This window comes from Mucilaginibacter celer (assembly GCF_003576455.2).
GTDB lineage: Bacteria > Bacteroidota > Bacteroidia > Sphingobacteriales > Sphingobacteriaceae > Mucilaginibacter > Mucilaginibacter celer.
The window spans coordinates 2,475,605-2,493,852 of the sequence record NZ_CP032869.1 but is presented as its reverse complement, the minus strand read 5'-3'; the positions used below and the strand labels follow the sequence as shown (position 1 = coordinate 2,493,852).

The 18,248-nt window shown below is 44.6% G+C and carries 10 protein-coding genes; 1 reads left to right on the top strand and 9 read right to left on the bottom strand.

Going from position 1 to position 18,248, the window contains the following annotated elements:
- Nucleotides 1–31: 31 nt before the first annotated feature.
- From HYN43_RS09910 to HYN43_RS09870, 9 genes are all read right to left on the bottom strand, one after another.
- Nucleotides 32–1,177, bottom strand: coding sequence for a hypothetical protein (locus HYN43_RS09910; RefSeq protein ID WP_119411543.1), 1,146 nt, complete (start codon nucleotides 1,175–1,177; stop codon nucleotides 32–34).
- Nucleotides 1,178–1,189: 12 nt separating this feature from the next.
- Nucleotides 1,190–4,033, bottom strand: coding sequence for a TonB-dependent receptor (locus HYN43_RS09905; RefSeq protein ID WP_162996400.1), 2,844 nt, complete (start codon nucleotides 4,031–4,033; stop codon nucleotides 1,190–1,192).
- A 266-nt stretch (nucleotides 4,034–4,299) separates the two neighbouring features.
- Nucleotides 4,300–5,493 carry a FecR family protein gene (locus HYN43_RS09900; protein WP_119411541.1) on the bottom strand — a complete coding sequence of 398 codons (1,194 nt, stop codon included), beginning with the start codon at nucleotides 5,491–5,493 and terminating at the stop codon, nucleotides 4,300–4,302.
- Nucleotides 5,494–5,762: 269 nt separating this feature from the next.
- A complete protein-coding gene (locus HYN43_RS09895) occupies nucleotides 5,763–6,353 on the bottom strand; it encodes an RNA polymerase sigma-70 factor (protein WP_119411540.1) in 591 nt (196 codons plus the stop codon).
- Nucleotides 6,354–6,622: 269 nt separating this feature from the next.
- A complete protein-coding gene (locus HYN43_RS09890) occupies nucleotides 6,623–9,481 on the bottom strand; it encodes a M16 family metallopeptidase (protein ID WP_119411539.1) in 2,859 nt (952 codons plus the stop codon).
- Nucleotides 9,482–9,763: 282 nt separating this feature from the next.
- Entirely contained in the window at nucleotides 9,764–11,209 is a 1,446-nt protein-coding gene (locus HYN43_RS30735) for a TolC family protein (RefSeq protein ID WP_119411538.1), read from the bottom strand.
- Nucleotides 11,210–11,221: 12 nt separating this feature from the next.
- Complete coding sequence (locus HYN43_RS09880) at nucleotides 11,222–14,386, bottom strand: efflux RND transporter permease subunit (RefSeq protein WP_119411537.1); 3,165 nt, start codon at nucleotides 14,384–14,386, stop codon at nucleotides 11,222–11,224.
- A 73-nt stretch (nucleotides 14,387–14,459) separates the two neighbouring features.
- The gene (locus HYN43_RS09875) at nucleotides 14,460–15,656 is read right to left on the bottom strand and encodes an efflux RND transporter periplasmic adaptor subunit (RefSeq protein ID WP_205589909.1); all 1,197 of its coding nucleotides are present in this window, start codon (nucleotides 15,654–15,656) and stop codon (nucleotides 14,460–14,462) included.
- Between the two features lie 64 nt (nucleotides 15,657–15,720).
- A complete protein-coding gene (locus tag HYN43_RS09870) occupies nucleotides 15,721–16,113 on the bottom strand; it encodes a hypothetical protein (protein WP_162996399.1) in 393 nt (130 codons plus the stop codon).
- Between the two features lie 267 nt (nucleotides 16,114–16,380).
- Here HYN43_RS09870 and HYN43_RS09865 point away from each other — a divergent pair, with 267 nt between their 5' ends.
- Complete coding sequence (locus HYN43_RS09865; RefSeq protein ID WP_119411535.1) at nucleotides 16,381–17,991, top strand: Na+/H+ antiporter; 1,611 nt, start codon at nucleotides 16,381–16,383, stop codon at nucleotides 17,989–17,991.
- Nucleotides 17,992–18,248 lie beyond the last annotated feature (257 nt).

The following is an 18,248-nucleotide window of genomic DNA, read 5'->3' as shown; positions in this document are numbered from 1 at the left end:
CCAGTTAACCGGGCTCCTGTTTTATAGTATACTACACTTTCGGAACGATGAAGTTTGTTCCGTCGAAAACAAAAGTTTTGCTGGTATTTGAGGTTTTACCGAAACTGTAAACAGTATAGGTAACTACAAATTTTTGGTTAGGAAGTGCTGTAGCCTTAAATTTATTTGTTAATACGGCTATCATAGCAGCATTCAAATCGGCGTCGCTCCAGTAAGTGGCATCGGTAGGGGCACTGATATTAAAATCAGGGTATTTGGCAACGTTATCCCGCGCAGCCTGGCTACCGGCAGTGGTTTGTGTGCCGATATAGGTATAATCATCAGCAATAAGCGTGTAATTAACGGTACTGCTCACTACCCATTTACCTGCAGCACGCTCAAATGATAATGTTCTTGGTGTTGCACCTGCAACCCAGTTTGTGCCATCAAAAGCATAAGCTGTAACTTTCTGATAGTCGGTACCATCGTAATAGTTATAGCTTACATACACTATATCGCCAACCTTGGCTGTCGCCGTAACAGTAAGATCAGCCTTTAAAAGCGCATTGATATAGGTGTTGATGTTGTCCTTATCGGTAGCTACAAACTCGTTATGGCTCGAGCGGCCGATTGAAAGATACTGCGCAGGCGATAGCAGGTAAATCTGCTGCCATACATTGTTCAGGTACAGGTAAGCAAAAGTTTGTACCGATACGCTGCCTGCATAGTAATTAAACGTAACTACAGCCAGTTGATTTGCCTTTGGCGACGAGGTTTTTGGCCCGTAAGGCAACCATGCAAGCATCTGCGCAGCGCTGAAATCATTGTATTTATTACCGGGCAACAGCAGATAATCGGCATTGGTAAGCGTATAGGCTACGCTGCTGTAAAGGCTATCGGCCACTTTTATCACGGGTGTACCCACGTTAAAGGTTACCTGGGCAGTGGAGCCATCGTCAACGCGCGGGTTCTCGGCAGTAAGAATGGCCGGGATGCTTTGTTTGGCATCATCATCCGATTTAAACACACCATTTTTATAACCGTAAGCCGAAGTATCGAGCTTTTTATAATCGGCCGACCCCAATGTTTGGGTAAGACTGGCTTTGTGTACGGCTTGTGTATTAGGAATAACCGGCTGTTTTTGGCATGCCGTAAATGCCAGCGCCAATAACGTTAATGGATAATATATCTTTTTCATTGTTGGTCAGTATTAAAATTTAACTTTTATGCTTGTTGTAAAGGTTCTGCCTAAACCGTAGTAAACGTTAACAGCAGCCGGTGTACCCACCGCGTTCGAATCGAAAGCGTCTGAAATATATTTGGTATTCAGCAGGTTGTTTACGTTTCCGATGAGGTATGAATCCAACCCGGCAATTTTAAATTTGAAAACACCGTTCAGGTCCCATACCGAATAGTTTGGTATTTTATAAGGAGTTAAATCGGGTTTGGTAATGTTTGAGAAAACAAAGTTTGAGTAGTAGTTGGCTATATAGCTATAGTTGGTACCTAACCTAAGGGCAGGCAATACGTCAACATCCAGGCGCAAACCGGCTGTGGTTTGCCCGGCATCACCAACTTTAAGGCCTTTCAGGAAAACTTTATTAACTGTTGCTACCACCTGCTGGTTGCTGTTAAATACTGTTGCAGGGCCTGCATCTTTAGTATAATGCCAGTCGCCGTATGATATCATACCGCCAAGTGTTACTTCTTTTACAGGTTTAAGCGTAAGTTCTAATTCGGCACCCTGGTGCAGTTCGCTCACACCGGCCACGTTTACGCTGTATAACTGGTTGGTTTTGGTATCGCCATACGAGTTTGAAAACGATTCATCACCGTAGTTTGAACGGTACAGGTTTAATTTGGCGCTGAAGTTTGATATTTTATAACCATAACCCAACTCATAGCTAAACAGCTTTTCGCTTACGGTACCGTGGTTAATATTATTGGTAAACTTCTGGAATACGTTGTCAAAGTACGGTGGTTTAGTGATATAACCTATATTGGCAAATATGTTCATCTGATCGTTGATGTTATAATTTGCACCGCCTTTAGCCTGGTAGGTAAAGAAGCTAACATAAGGGCTTTTTTGGTTAGGATCACTGTTGAGGTAGTTAAACAAATCCACGCGTTTATCAGCAGTGCCCGAACCTGATAGGGTTATAAATGCCGAGAAGCTATCCTTAACGTATTCGGCCTGCATAAATGCGCCGCCCGATTGTACGTAGTCTTTATTGAAATATGCTATTTTATCGCCAACCACCGCGCGTTTTTGCGGGTTGTTGATATCGCCCGATGCACTGCCAACGGCGGTAGTACCGGTATATGGGTTATACACATAATCGGCACCCAATAAATCGGTCACTTCCTCGTAATGGGTTCCTTTATACGATCTCAGGTCAATACCGCCCGAAAAATCGATATTGTTGCCAAAACGGGTGCGGTAAGTACTCCTGATGCCATACCAGGTATGATCATTATGGGCCGAATAAAAGTAAGTACTTGCAGAACCATCCGGGTTGGCTGCATTACTTTTTTCAACCGCCGTAAAATCAAACGGCGAATAAAAATTGCTTACCCTAACCGGGTTGGTAACAGTACCGCCTATCGAGCCACCGCCACCGGTACCGTAAGTAGCATATAAAACGGTAGAAAGGCTCGATTTTTCGCTGATAGTCCAATCATGGTTTACAGAAAATACCGGTTTGCTGAAGGTGTTGTTATACGGGTTGATCTGCTTGCCATCTTTAACACCTAAATAATAATTCCAGCGGATATCCTGCGGTGCATTCTGATACTCGGCAATTGAACGTTGCGGACGCTGCCCGTGTGTTTGCGTAGCGCCCATTACCGAGAATGATAAGGTTTGGCTCGGGCTTAATACTTTAGATAGGTTGAAGAAGTAGTTGTATCCCAAATAGTTCAAACCATCGGCAAAGCCATCGCCTTTATTACGGCTACCCTGAAATGTCATGGCCCAGCCTTTGTCATTTAAACCGGTTGAAACCAATACCGCTGTTTTTTGCAGGTTATCGCTGCCGTACGATTGGGCAATGTAACCGCCTTTTTCCATATCGGTATTACGGGTAGTGATGTTAATGGTACCGCCAAATGATGGCACAATGATCTTCGATGCACCTAAACCGCGCTGAATTTGCACCGAGGTGGTAACATCAGTAAGGCCCGACCAGTTTGACCAGAAGATAGATCCGTTCTCCATATCATTAACCGGGATGCCATTAATGGTTAAAGCTACGTTCCCTTTTTTTGACCCGCTCGAAAAACCACGGATGCTGATGCGTGAATCGCCGTAACCGCCGCCTTGTGCAGTGGCCATTACACCCGGGGTACCCTGTAAAAGCTGCGGAATATCCCTGGTGCCAATTTTTTCTTCAATAAATTGCTGGTTGATGGTAGTTGCCGCGATAGGAGTTCTGCGGTCAACAGCAACGTCGCCGGTTACTACAACTTCTTTCATTGAGTTGGCTGCAGGTTGCATAGTTATCAAGCCAAGCTCGCTTGCACCCGAAAGCGTTACCTCTTTAGTAACATAACCAATGTATGATATTACCAGTACCGAACCCTGGGCTGAGCCAATATCTAACTTAAAAGTACCATTTAGGCCTGTGGTAGTTGCTTTGGTTGTGCCTTTCAATCCTATCGAGGCACCAATCAGCGGTTCGTTGGTTGCGGCATCAACAACTTTACCGGTGTATACCGTTGCCGGTGCACCCGTTGTGTTTTGTGCCGCTACCGCGTTTTTTTCTTTTACTACAATAGTATGCCCAACAATGGCAAAGGTAACCGGCTGATCTTTAAATACTTTTTCAAGAACTTTAGCCAATGGTTGGTTCTTTACATTTAAAGATACTTTGTTACTACCCGCAAGCAGTTCGGTTTGCATAAAAATATCGTAACCGCTTTGCTGCTCAATTTTGTTTAAAACAGTTTCGAGGCTGCTGTTCTTTTCGGCGAGGGTAATGTTCTGGCTGAAACTTTTGGCGCTGATATGCAGACAAACTGCAAATAAAAGGGCTGTAACAAGTTTTATGCGCATAATTAATTTCCTTTTGGTGTCCGGATTCAGCCGGAAACTTTTGGTAGCATTTTTGATTTTATTTACCGGGCCTGCATTAAGTACGGGCACAGAAAATGGAGAAAAATCCATATTTTTGTTTGGGTTGATTAGTTTAAAAGGTATTAGTCGATAAGTTTTTTTTCTGTCGGCCCTCAAAAAATAGCCGGAAGTGGTCGCAACACTTTCGGTTTTTTTTATGGGAACGACCTTAGCATACAGCCTGGCTGCCTGCCGCAAAAGGCGTTTTATGATTTTACTATAATTTTCCTCCCGTTAATTGTGAAGTTTAAGCCGCTTGTTTTTAGGATCTCGAATATTTGCGATACGGGTACATTGCGCGATATGCGCCCCATATAATGTTTTTGCGCTATAGTGCCCCGGTACTCCACATCCACATCATACCATCGCGATAGCTGGCGCATAATGGTTTGCAGATCGGTATTCCTGAACATGAATTTGCCGTTTTTCCAGGCGATGGCCTCGTCGGTATTTACGTTTTGTTTTATGCTGATGTCATTGGCATAGTTTACAGCCTGTTCACCCGGTTTAATCTTTACTGATTGCCCGTTGTTGCCGGTCACCTTTACGCTGCCTTCAAGCAGTGTAGTTTTTGTTGCCGCTTCATCGGTATAGCTGTTGATATTGAAGTGAGTACCTAATACTGTTACTGTTTGGCCGGCGGTTTTTACGTAAAACGGTTTTGAGGGATCTTTACTTACTTCAAAATAAGCCTCGCCGGTAAGTTCAACCTTCCGTTCAATACCAGTAAAGGCCGCAGGATATTTTAAAGATGAGGCTGCGTTTAACCAAACCTTTGTACCATCGGGCAAAACAAGCTGGTACTGCCCACCGCGTGGCGTGGTTAATACGTTTAATGCTATAGTAAGGACAGGAGCGGAGGGACGCGCAAGTTCGTCACCCCGGCTTGCTTCATAAACAAGCTTTCCATCTTCATCCGCTTTGATCACCACATTTTGCTGGCTGGCAATTTTGCCACGGCGATTGCTATCCAATACCAAAGTAGAGCCATCGGCCAGCGTTAGTGTGGCTTTATTGGTGCCTGGCTGTAAATCTTTTACAGCATGATTAGCTACCAGCGTTTCTGTTTTTTGCTGTTGATGGCGTGTGAGTGAAATGCCTAAAGCCACCAACAATGCAATAACAGCGGCATAGGCTATCCGGCGGGTTTTATTGGGCTTGCTTTTATAGCCGGTATTTTTTACAATGTTTTGCCATGCTGCCGATTTATCGGTAGCCGAAAATATTTCGAGCTTCTCTTTTAGTGAATGCTCATCGGTTAGTTTTTTAAAAAGCTCCCGGTTACGGTTATCAGCCTGAAGCCATTGTTCCAGTTCAATATTTTCATGGTCGCTGAGTTTGCCCTGCATGTATTTTGCTACCAGGTGGCCAAGATCAAAGTGTGCGTTGTAATTAGTCATTTTCCCTTTTCGTATATAAAGACACCTTTGTTTGGGAAGTGGATAAAGGAGGGGGTAAATTTTTTTTATTTTTTTGAGGAGATGGAGAATCCCGATTTTGAGTGGCTCCTCGCCGTTGTTGGTGTTGTCAACACAGGTGTTCGCTCTGGCCGTTGTTGGTTGTTGTCACCAACAACTCTACGCCAGGTCTACAAGCGCGGCTTAGTATTATATACGAACATAAGGGCACGAAGCTTGAAATGAGAGAGGAACTGAAAGAAAGAAAAACCTTATCGATTAAGAAAAGAAAACCCCGCAGCAACAAGCAAAGCAAAAACTTCTGGCGAGAGTTGCATCCGCATCAGCTCCAATGCGCGTTGTTTTTGCTTTTTTACCGTGTTGACAGACATGCCCAACTCATCGGCGATCTCCTGGTTCTTTTTACCCTCAAAATAACCCATAATTGAAATGATGCGATGACTTTCGGGCAGGGTTTGAAGCGCAGCGTGGATTTCGGCCACTGCTTCGGCTGTAATAATAGCTTCAATTACAGGCGGTTCTTCGGGTTCGGCATTGCCATGCAATTCTATATAGCCTTCAACAACCTTATTATGCCTTATCACATTAAGGCTTGCATTACGAACTGTACTGTAAAGGAAATTTTTAATGGCGATGGGATGCGGGGCTACGTTTTGGTGCTGATCCCAATATTTAATAAAGGCCTCCTGTGCAATGTCTTCGGCCTGCTCTTTATCTTTTACAAGCTGAAGTGAAAAATATACCAGCCTGTCATAGTATTCATTAAAGATGATATTAAGGTCTGGCTGTTCGGTTACCGAACCGGTTTCTTTATGCCCAAATATGCCCTTTATTATACCCATCTGTCTGTCGGCAATGATCAACTTAAGCTTTAGCTGATCAGCACTCCGGGATGCTGATTTAAAAGCCGCATCAAAATTGTAGTTAATGTGTTTAAGTTACATTAAATCAATGTTAATAAATCAGTCCGGAATGGTAACTTTTCAGTTGCACTAAAGGTTGGTTTATGTGTATTATCAGTATTTACATGATTAGATAAGCCATTCATAATCAAATAAAAACCCCTGCCATTTTAGTAGCAGGGGCTTAAAAAATTATTTGTTAATGTTAATTATTGCTTCACTTTACCATCAGCATCAAGCTCTACAATAGGATACCCCAACTTTTGTAAACCGGAATAAATTTTTGCCTTATCGCCAACTACCAGGATGATCATTTTATTGGTATCGAGGTATTTTGTGGCCAGTTGATTGATCTCGGCAGTGGTGATGGTTGATAAGATTTTGTTTTGCTCATCAACAAATGATGGTTTCAGGTTATACTCCTGTATGCGCGATAAAAATGATGCTTTCTGGTCGTTAGTTTCATAACGGCGTGCATCAGCCTGGCCTATCGAGGTTTGGGTAAACTTCAGTTCATCGGCGGTAATACCGTTTTTTTGATAGTTGCTAATCTCCTTCATAAACTCAACCACCGAGCTGTCTGTAGCAGTTGCCAAAACACCTGCCGAAGCAGTGAAATCGCCACCGTATTTGCCCGAGCTAAATGATGAACGCGCGCCATAAGTCCAGCCTTTTTTCTCACGCAAATTAAGATTGATATGGCTGTTGAATGCACCGCCTAAAATGTAGTTGGCTATATTCAGTTTATAATACTCGCCCGTAGCATCGTAGTTAATGTTATCCAGATAACCTATCCTGATTTCAGATTGTGCAGCACCAGGAATATCAACCAGGTATAAAGTAGTTTTATCAAAAGTTTTACCGGCGGCAGGTGCAGGGATGCTTATTTTTTTATCTTTCCAGGTGTTTAAAAAGGCGAGCGCATTTTTTGCCGCAGCTTCATTCACATCGCCAACAACCACAACTTTGGTTACCGATGGTGCAAAGTTGGCATCGTAATAATCCTGCACATCCTGTAAGGTAATGCCGGCTACTGTTTCTTCATTGCCACCTGCCGCGTAAGTGCGCACGTTATCGGTGCCATAAAGTATTTTTCCGTAAACTGTGGTGGCTACACCGGCCGGTTGGGTTTTAGCCTGTTTAAAGCCTTCAAGGGTTTGTTTCTTGATCCTGTCGAGATCGTCTTGTGTAAATTTAGGGTGATATAGTCTTTCTTCTAACAGGCTCATTGTTTTACCCAGGTTTTTGGTAAGCGATGAAACTTCTACCGATACCTGGTCGAAGCTTGCAAAAACGCTGATGCTGCTACCCAGCTTTTCGAGTTCGGCATTAAACTGCTCCGACGTATATTTTTGGGTACCCTCATTCATCATTTTGCCTACAATGCCGGCAAGGCCTGCTTTGGCCGGGTTAGCCACTGCAAATAAACCACCACCTTTTATCGACATTGATATAGCTACCGCCGGGATCTCGTTGTTTTCGGTACCGATAATATTGATACCGTTTGGCGTATTGGCCGACCACATAGCCGGAACTTTAATAGCCGGGTTAGGGCCAACGCCCGGTTTAAGTTTACGGTCAAAATTGTCATTAGGTTTGTGGTAAGTTAAACCGTTGTAACCGTAATCAGGCCTTTTGTAACCGGTGGTGTCAATCGTAAAATTATCCGGCGCAACGGGTTGTAAAGCCCCGCCTTTAGGCAGTACACTTAATATTACGGCCGGTTTACCTTTAATGTATTGATTATAAACACGCATCACATCCTCTTTGGTAACCGCGCGGATGGCTGCCAACTCGCGGCCAATCTGGTTAGGGTTACCGGTAAAAGTTTGGGCCTGGGCCAGCTCGGATACTTTACCGTTTACGCTGGACAAGCTGTTGATATAATCGGCTTCAGAATTTGCTTTGAAACGGGCAAGATCGTCATCGCTCACACCTTTTTGCTCAAACTCGGCAAGTGATTCATCCATCAGTTTCTTGGCATCAGCCAAAGTCTGGCCGGGGAATGGAACTACTCTCATCGAGATTTCGCCGGCAAGCTCGGTATTTGATGAACCCATAGTAGCCTGGGCTGCCTTGCGGGTTTTTACAAAGTTTTTGTAAAAGATAGAGTTACGACCCTGGCCAATAATTGCCGACAAGGCATCAAGCGGCGACATATCCTTATCATAAATTTTAACGCCCGGATAGCTTACCGATAACAAAGGCAGCTTGGCGTAATTATCTACATAAGATACATAACGATCTGATTTTAAAACAGGTGCCGGTAACGACATGTTTTTAACTTCGGGTCCGCGCGGGATGCTGCCGAAATATTTGCTGATCCAGGCAAGTGTTTGCTTAGGGTTCAGATCACCACCTATGGTAAGGGTAGCATTGTTAGGCCCGTACCAACGCAGGAAGAAGTTTTTAAGATCATTAACACCTACTTTATTCAACTCCTCAATATAACCGATAGTTAACCAGGAATAGGGGTGACCGTAGGGGTACAAGGTTTTTGAAGCATACTGGCCAACCAAACCGTAAGGACGGTTATCATAGTTTTGCCCGCGTTCGTTTTTTACCGTGGCACGCTGTACCTCAAATTTTTGCTGAGTAACGGCATCTAACAGAAAGCCCATCCTGTCCGATTCCAGCCAAAGCATTTTTTCCAGCTGGTTGGCCGGAACGGTTTCATAATAATTGGTACGGTCGCGGTTGGTTGAACCATTTAAAGTGCCGCCCGATTCGGTAATGATTTTGAAGTGATCGCCGTTAGCCACATGGTCTGATCCCTGGAACATCATGTGCTCAAAAAAATGCGCAAAGCCCGATTTGCCAATCTCTTCGCGTGCTGAGCCAACGTGATAGGTAATATCTACGTGAACCAGCGGATCTGAATGGTCTTCGGCCAAAATAACGGTTAAGCCGTTGGGTAGTACGTATTTTTCGTAAGGAATAACCAGTTCTGATCCTTTGCGGGTAATTTTTTCAATGAGTCTGGGTTGGGCACCCGTTTGGGCGGCGGCGCTAAAGGCCATAACAGCAATTGACGGGGCAATCAATGCATGTTTTAAATGTTTGATCATTTGTGTTTGATAGTTTAAGTATTAGTCAGTCAAAATTTTGCAAACCACCTTCAGTTGGCGTGCAAGCAGCTATATTAAGCAATTTATACTTCTGGTTAATATTGTTGCGACAGCTAAATTGTTTTTGTAACGGATTTGTGACTATGCCAGGATCAGAATTTAAACACGAACGGACATCTGTTTGGATGTCTGTTCGTGTTTTTTGCCCCCAACGGCCAAGGGCCGGATCATAGTTGCTACTCGTTTGGAAACGAGCGGTGGCGAGTGGGAAATTTTATAAGTTTACCGCCAGCCGCCACCAACAGCCTGGTACAAATTAACCGAGCTCAGGAAAATATCCCGCTTAATACCGGCCAGTTCAAGCTCGGCATCAAGCACGCTGCGCTGGGCGGTGATAATTTCAAGATAGTTTGCCCGGCCAACCAAATAAAGATCATTGGCTACCGACAAAGCGTTGTTTAGCGCCTGTAGTTCGCTTTGTTTCAATTCAAAAGCATGGTTAAAATTATCAATCCCGCTCAGGTTGTTCTTCACTTCCTGAAAACCCGAAAGAATGCTTTTTTGATAATTGTAAACTGCCACTTTCTGCTCGGCAATCGTGCGCTCATATTCGGCTTTGATGGCCTTGCGGTTAAATATCGGCGCTGTTACACCTCCCAAAATCCCATAGGTGAATGACGCGGGGTCGAACAGCAGGTTTGCCCTGAAACTGTTATAGCCAACGTATGGAGTAAGCGTTAGCGTAGGGAAAAAGTTAGCCCTTGCTGCTTTGATATCGGCATTCATGGCAGTCAATTCCAGTTCGGCCGCGCGGATATCGGGCCTGTTCAGCAGCATTTGCGAAGGGACACCCGTACCGGTAACCAACGGCAATTGTGTTTTCATGATCGATGTATCACGGCTGATCTTAGCCGAGTAGCTGCCGGTTAAAAAACTGAGCATGTTTTCTGTCTCGGTTATTTGCTGGCGGGTTATGTATTGCAGGCCTTTGGTGCGGGCCAGCTGCGCCTCAAATTGCTGTACTGCAAGTTCGGTGGCGCGGCCGCCCAGTTTTTGGATCTTTACAATCTCCAAGGCATGTTCCTGTAGCCTGATATTCTTTTTAATGATGTTCAACTCAGTATCATAGGCCAGTAACTGGTAGTACAAACCGGCTATCTGGGCTGTAAGGGCCGTGGTAACCAACCTATATCCACTCTGGCTGGCCAGGAAACGTGCAAAAGCAGCCTTTTTCTGGTTATTCAGCTTTCCCCACAGATCAACTTCCCACGAACTTTGAAAACCGAGGAAGTAATTGGGCACCGGATCGGGAATATGCTGATCGCCGCTGATGTTATTTGAAAAATTGGTATCGTAATTACCTACGCCATTTTGTGTGAATTTACCATACTTTTCAATGCCCGCATTGGCGGCGAGATTAACAGTTGGTAAAAGCTTCGAGGCGTTAAACCTCAAATTGGCACGCGCGGCTTCCACACGCTGAAGCGCCGAGAGCAAGTCGGGGTTTGCCTTAAGTGCAGTGTCAATCAGATTGATCAGTCTCTGATCCGAAAAGAACTGGTTAAGGGGCAGCGCGGCAATGGTGGTTGTATCCCTACTTCCGCCGAATGACGCGGGCAAATTACTACTTACTTCCTCACCCGTGACAAGCTTATAGCTCTTACAGCCGGCGGCAATTACAACCACAAGTGCTGTATTGAATATATATATAATTGCTTTTTTTAGCATTGTTGATGTTGATTAGTTATTTACGATATCCAACTCATGATGAACCACTTCGGTGGGCTTTTTTGATTTTTTGTTTCGCTCTGCCAAACCGGCAAAAATCACGTAAAGCCCCGGTATCAATATCAGGCCAAATATGGTTCCCATCAGCATCCCCCCGGCAGCGGCTGTACCAATTGAACGGTTACCCATGGCGCCGGCACCACTGGCCAGACATAAAGGGATCAAGCCTGCTATAAAAGCCAGCGAGGTCATGAGGATAGGGCGAAGGCGGGATACCGCGCCTTCAATTGCTGCTTTAATAATGCTTAACCCTTCTCTTTGCCGTTGAATGGCAAACTCCACAATCAGGATGGCGTTTTTACCCAATAAGCCAATAAGCATTACCAATGCTACCTGGGCGTAAATGTTGTTCTCCAACCCGGTGATCTTCAAAAAGAAAAAGGCACCGAAAATACCGGTAGGCAAGGAGAGGATAACGGGTAATGGCAACAGGAAGCTTTCATATTGCGCGGCAAGCAACAGGTAAACAAATATCAGGCACACCACAAAAATGTAAATAGCCTGATTGCCCGAAAGCACCTGCTCGCGCGTCATACCCGACCATTCGAAGGTATAACCTTTGGGCAGTTTCTGTGCCGCAATTCGTTCTATAGCCTTATTGGCATCGCCGCTGCTGAAACCTTTGGCGGCATCGCCGGTAACCATGGCCGATGTGTACATATTGTAACGGGTAAGCTGCTCTGGGCCGAACACTTTTTCCATTTTAATAAATGTAGAGAACGGAACCATCTCGCCCTTGTCGTTCTTTACCTGCAGGTTTAAAACATCTTCGGGCCGTGAGCGATACTCGGGCGAGGCCTGAACCATCACTTTGTACATCTGCCCGAAACGGATAAAATTTGAGGCATAAAAACTTCCCATCAATGTTTGCAGGGTCGACATGGCCATATCAACCGTAATGCCTTTCTGAGCGGCGGTTTGCTGATCTACAGAAATCAAATATTGCGGAAAATTGGGATCGAAACTGGTAAAGGCTCCCGAAATCTCGGGCGAAGCATTCAAGGCATCTACAAAATCTTTGGTTACTTTGGCCGCTTTCTGCAAATCGCCCTGCCCGCTGCGGTCAAGCACCCGGATCTCGAAACCGCTGGCATTACCAAAACCCGGTACGGTTGGCGGCGGGAAGTATTGAATAGAAGCATCCCCGATATTTTTTGTTTTTTCGGTAAGCAGGTTGATAATATCATCTAACGATTCCTTCCGGTCATCCCATGGTTTCAGGTTAATCATCGCCATACCATACGAGGCACCGGCAATTTCATTCACCAAACTATATCCCGATAGGGTAGAAACAGATTCGATTGCTTCTATCGATTTGGTTTTTTCGGCTACCTGTTTTAAAACATCTTCGGTACGTTCAACCGTGGCACCTGCCGGGGTTGTTACGTTTACGTAAATCATACCCTGATCTTCGGTTGGGATAAAACCGGTAGGTAATATAGCGCTGGTTCCCCAGGTAAGCACAAAGAAGGCGGCCAATAAAATAAGAGTAAGGCCTTTGCGCGGCGAAAGCCAGGTCATTAAGGTGGAGTACCGGCCCTGTAAGTTGTTGTACCGGTTATTAAATCCACCAAAAAAGCGCTGAACGATACTTTTCTTTTTAGATGCCGGGTTATGCTTAAGCATAATGGCGCAGAGGGCAGGAGTAAGGGTTAAGGCATTTACACCGGATATGACGATGGAAATAGCCAGCGTTAACGAAAACTGCCGGTAAAATACCCCCACCGGCCCCGACATGAAAGCCACCGGCACAAACACTGCCGACATTACCAGGGTGATAGCCACAATAGCCCCGCTAATCTCGCCCATGGCTTTAATGGTGGCATCCATGGGGCTCAGGTGGTCTTCAGTCATTTTTACGTGTACGGCTTCAACCACAACAATGGCGTTATCTACCACAATACCTATCGCCAGTACCAACGCAAACAGGGTGAGCAGGTTAATGGAGAAGCCCAGCATCTGCATAAAAGCCAGCGAACCAATCAACGCCACCGGCACCGCCAATGCCGGAATAAGGGTTGAACGAAAATTCTGCAAAAAGATATATACTACGATGAATACCAGTATAAAAGCTTCAACAAGCGTACGTAATACTTCATGTATGGAAGCATCTAAAAAGCGCGATACATCATAGTTAACATTGTAGGTCATCCCGCTGGGGAACGAGCTTTTTTTAAGCTCGGCCATACGGGTTTTAATGTTGTTGATTACATCGCGGGCATTTGAGCCGGGGCGCTGTTTTATCATGATAGATGCAGAAGGCTTGCCATCAGTATTGGATACCATACTGTAGGTTAACGAGCCAAATTCAACATCAGCAATTTCTTTCAATCTTAATACCGAGCCGTCATCCTCCGCACGGATCACAATATTTTCATACTGCTTAGGCTCAAAAAATTTACCCGAATAGCGCAATACATACTGCAAAGCCTGCGGACTTTTATCCGAGCTTTGCCCCGTTTTACCCGGAGCCGCCTCCACGTTTTGCGCGCGGATAGCACCAATTACCTCATCGGTTGATACCTTGTAGGCCATCATCCGGTCGGGTTTAAGCCAAACACGCATCGAGTATTCTTTGGCACCCATAATTTCGGCACGGCCAACACCCTCAATACGTTTAAGTTCCTGCAGTACGTTGATATCGGTAAAGTTGTAAATAAACTTCTCGTCCATGCTGGTGTCCTGGCTCATAATGTTTAGGTACATCAGCATACTGTTGACCTCTTTTTCGGTTGTAACACCGGCTTTGATAACCTCTTCCGGCATCTCGTCAATAATAGTGGCTACGCGGTTTTGTACGTTCACCGCGGCCTGGTCGGGATCAACGCCCACGTTAAAATAGATCTGGATAACGGTTAAACCGTCGTTACTGCAAACGGTAGACATGTAGGTCATGCCCGGTACGCCGTTAATAGCACGCTCAAGGGGAGTGGCGACGGCTTTGGCGCATACCTCGGCGTTGGCACCGGTATAGTTGGCCGTTACGGTAACCGATGGCGGTACAATATCAGGAAACTGGGTAACGGGCAAAGTAATCAGCGCCAGCACGCCCAACAGGGTAATAATCAATGAAATAACCAGCGACAGCACCGGTCGCTTTATAAAGGTTTCGAACATAGTGTGTTAGGGTAAGTGTACAATAAACCAATGGCACATGTTTATGCGCCGGAGAAAACAGGTAAAACAATCATTACCTGGTCATGGCCAGCAATGAATCTTTTGCCGCTTTCTGGGGTTTAATGGTCATACCATCGCGCACGTTCTGCGCACCTTCGTATAAAATCCTGTCGCCGGCTTTCAGGCCATCCTTTACAATGTAATATTTTGAAAGGCGGGTTTGCGGCGTAAAAGCCTGCATGTGCAGCTTATTGTTTTTATCTATCAGGTACACATAGCTTTTATCCTGGATATCAAATACCGATTGCTGCGGGACCATAATTACGCTATCGGCTTTGGTAGAGATGTAAAGTTTGCCGGTAGCACCGTGGCGCAACAATTTTTGAGGATTAGGAAAACGCGCCCTGAAGTTGATGGAACCTGTTTTTTGCTCAATTTCGGCTTCTACGGTTTCTATCTCACCCTGGTAAGGGAAGTCTAAACCATCAGCCAATACCAGTTTCACCTTATCGCTTGTTTGGCCCGGAGCCGATTCTTTTTTGCGGATATATTGCAGGTATTCATTTTCGGGAAAACTGAAGTAGGCATACATCGAGCTGATATCCGATAAGCTGGTTAATAGCGTACCCTCATCAATCAAGCTGCCCGATTTAAGTGGGATGCGATCAATAATGCCATCAAACGGGGCGTGGATATAGGTATAAGCCAGTTGATCTTCGGCACTTTGCACCATTGAGCGTGCTTCTTCAATGGTAGCCCTGTCGGCACTCATTTTTGATTCGGCAACTTCCAGTTCTGATTTGGAGATTACTTTCTTATCAACCAGCAACTTAACCCTTGCCACTTCAAGCTCGGTTGCTTTGGCATCGGCCATGGCATTGCTTAAAGCGGCTTTGGCTTTGGATAGGTTTACTTTAAATTCCTGGTCGTTAAGCTTAAACAGCAACTGGCCTTTTTTAACCTGTTTACCTTCGTCGATATAGATCTTTTCGAGAAACCCACGCACACGCGAGCGGATCTCGATGTTTTTAAGAGCCTGAATATCGGCAACGTACGATTTTTGGATGACTGTATCCTGGGTATTTAAAGTGAATACCGGGAGCTGCAAAGTATCAGCACTTACCGTTTCTTCGGTTGATTGGGCTTTCGACGAGCAACCCGTGACGTATATAGCGATGGCGCAAGCCATTATGGGGAATAACTTAATGATATTTTTCATTTTTGATGAAATGTTGAGGCAAAGCAGCAGCGGTATGTGCTGAAAAGCCATGTTATAATTTATTTCAGGGGATTAAATATGTGCTTTAAAAGCACACGGAGATCAAAGAGAAATATCAGAAAGGGCTAAGTCTGAACAGGAAATTATAATACGCCGGAAGAAATCCTTTGGTGGATTTATATTGCGTTGGTTGTTTTTCTACAACCGAAGTAACATCAGCCAGTAAAACCTGTTGCCCCGGCAAAAGTGCAGTGGAGTAGTTTATGCGGCTTGGTAAAAAACGAACGATGTTGCGTGTGTGATTAGCCTCATTACCGTCAGAATCAGGAGAATCATCCTGAACTTCCAGTTGCTGTACCTGGCCAATTATACGCTGATGTTTTAAAGAGATGGCATCGGCAGCAGAGCCCGATTTTTTATAGTGGCTTAAAATCGCTTCGGCGTTGGCAGAACCAGCCGCTATTGCCAGCTGGAAAAAAAATAATATAAAGAATATTTTTTTCATCATTGCCATGATTGCGAATTTACTAAATTATTTCAAGTAACTCAACTTATTTTGTATTTTTTTTGATATAAAACCACCTGAATTTCATTTTTTATTGCTGTTTTTTAGGATTTTAGCTTTTTAAATGTCATTTTTTGAGCAGGGTACATTATTAACACTTTTAACAACCATTAAAACCATTGTTTGTTGATGCTTTGGCCGGCAATTTACCTTCGGGCTTCTTTACCGGCAACGCCTCTTTGCTTTAATTAATAATTGTATTTTAGCTTTATGCATCACCTTATTATTCAATGTACCTGCCTGCTTGTGGTTATCCTGTTTGTGGTAATGCTGGCGCAAAAAATAAAAATAGCTTATCCTATATTACTTGTGCTGGTTGGGTTACCGCTGGGCTTTGTGCCTTTTTTAAAGGGGATCGAAATTCAGCCCGATTTGATTTTTGTGATCTTTTTGCCGCCGCTGCTTTACGAGGCAGCCTGGTACACCTCGTGGAAAGATTTTTGGAGATGGCGCAGGGTGATATCAAGCTTTGCCTTTTTAATTGTGGTGTTAACATCATGCGTAATAGCCTTTGTATCGCATAGCGTTATCCCGGGATTTACGCTGGCTCTGGGCTTTTTATTGGGTGGTATCATTTCACCGCCTGATGCGGTATCGGCAAGTGCCATCCTTAAAAATGTTAAAGTACCCAAAAGGTTTATTTCAATAGTAGAGGGCGAAAGCCTGCTTAACGATGCATCAAGTTTGGTGGTGTTCCGTTTTGCACTTGCGGCTGTATTAACAGGTAAATTTGCACTGGGTGAAGCTTCTTTAAGTTTTGTATTGGTTATTGTAATGGGGGTAGTTATCGGTTTGCTGGTAGCGCTCATTTTTTATGCTATCCACAGGTGGCTGCCAACTACCGCTAATATCGATATCATACTTACTTTTATTACACCTTATGTAATGTATATGGCGGCCGAAGAGTTTCATTTTTCGGGTGTGCTGGCCGTGGTTAGCGGGGGGCTTTTCCTGTCGTCGCAAAAACATGTTATATTAACGTACCGCAGCCGTTTGCAGGGCGTAAATGTTTGGGAAGCCGTTGCTTTTGTACTAAACGGTTTTGTTTTTATTTTGATAGGGCTCGAGTTTCCGGTTATTATTAAGGATTTGGGGCCTGATGGCCTTACTACAGCTGTTACTTACAGCCTGATCATTACCGGTGTATTGATTGTAAGTCGCCTGGCCAGTACATTCGGAGCCTCGGTATTTACGGTATTTATCAGCAAATACATTACCACTGCCGATCCTAACCCGGGTTGGAAAGGGCCTTTATTATTGGGTTGGGCCGGTATGCGTGGCGTGGTTTCGCTGGCTGCCGCTTTAAGCATCCCTGAGCATTTACCTTCGGGCGCGGCATTTCCGCAGCGCAACATGATTCTTTTTATTACCTTTTCGGTAATTATAGTTACGCTGGTTTTACAAGGCCTTTCCCTGCCGCTGCTTGTAAAACTGGTGAATTTACCTGATCCCGACCTTACCGTTTCGCCCGAGCAGCAAAGGCAAATGGTGCGCAAAAAATTATCCAAACTGGCTTTACAACTGCTTGATGACAAGTATGCTAATCATCTGGCTAATAACAATATGATCAAAGCATTGCAGTTAAGGCTTAATGCCGACATGGAATTACTGGAAGACTGGGAGAAGGATTGCAGCGAACAACGGGCCGATGAGTTTTATCACGATTACCGTTTAATTATGGATGATATTATGGCAAAACAGCGCGATTTGCTATTAACCCTCAATAAAAAGGAAAATATCAGCGATAGTATCATCAGGCATCAACTGGAATTGCTTGACCTTGAGGAAGAGAAACTTCGCCAGCATTTTGAAATGGGGTAAGCCCCTGGCCTTTAAGGAGGTGTAGCCGTCAACTTAAAAAGCGGTGGAATTGTGCGATTCCCCTCTTGAGAGGGGTGGAGGGTGTGTTACTCTGCATGTGATTATCGCTCGTATAACACACCCCTGTTCCCACGCTTTCCCGTCGCGCCCCCTCTCAAGAGAGGAATTTAAAAGCCTGTTCCTTAACTTGACGGCTATGCCTAAAGGGAGAAGTTATTTATCCCACAAAATAATTAGTTTTGCCGCCTATACACTAT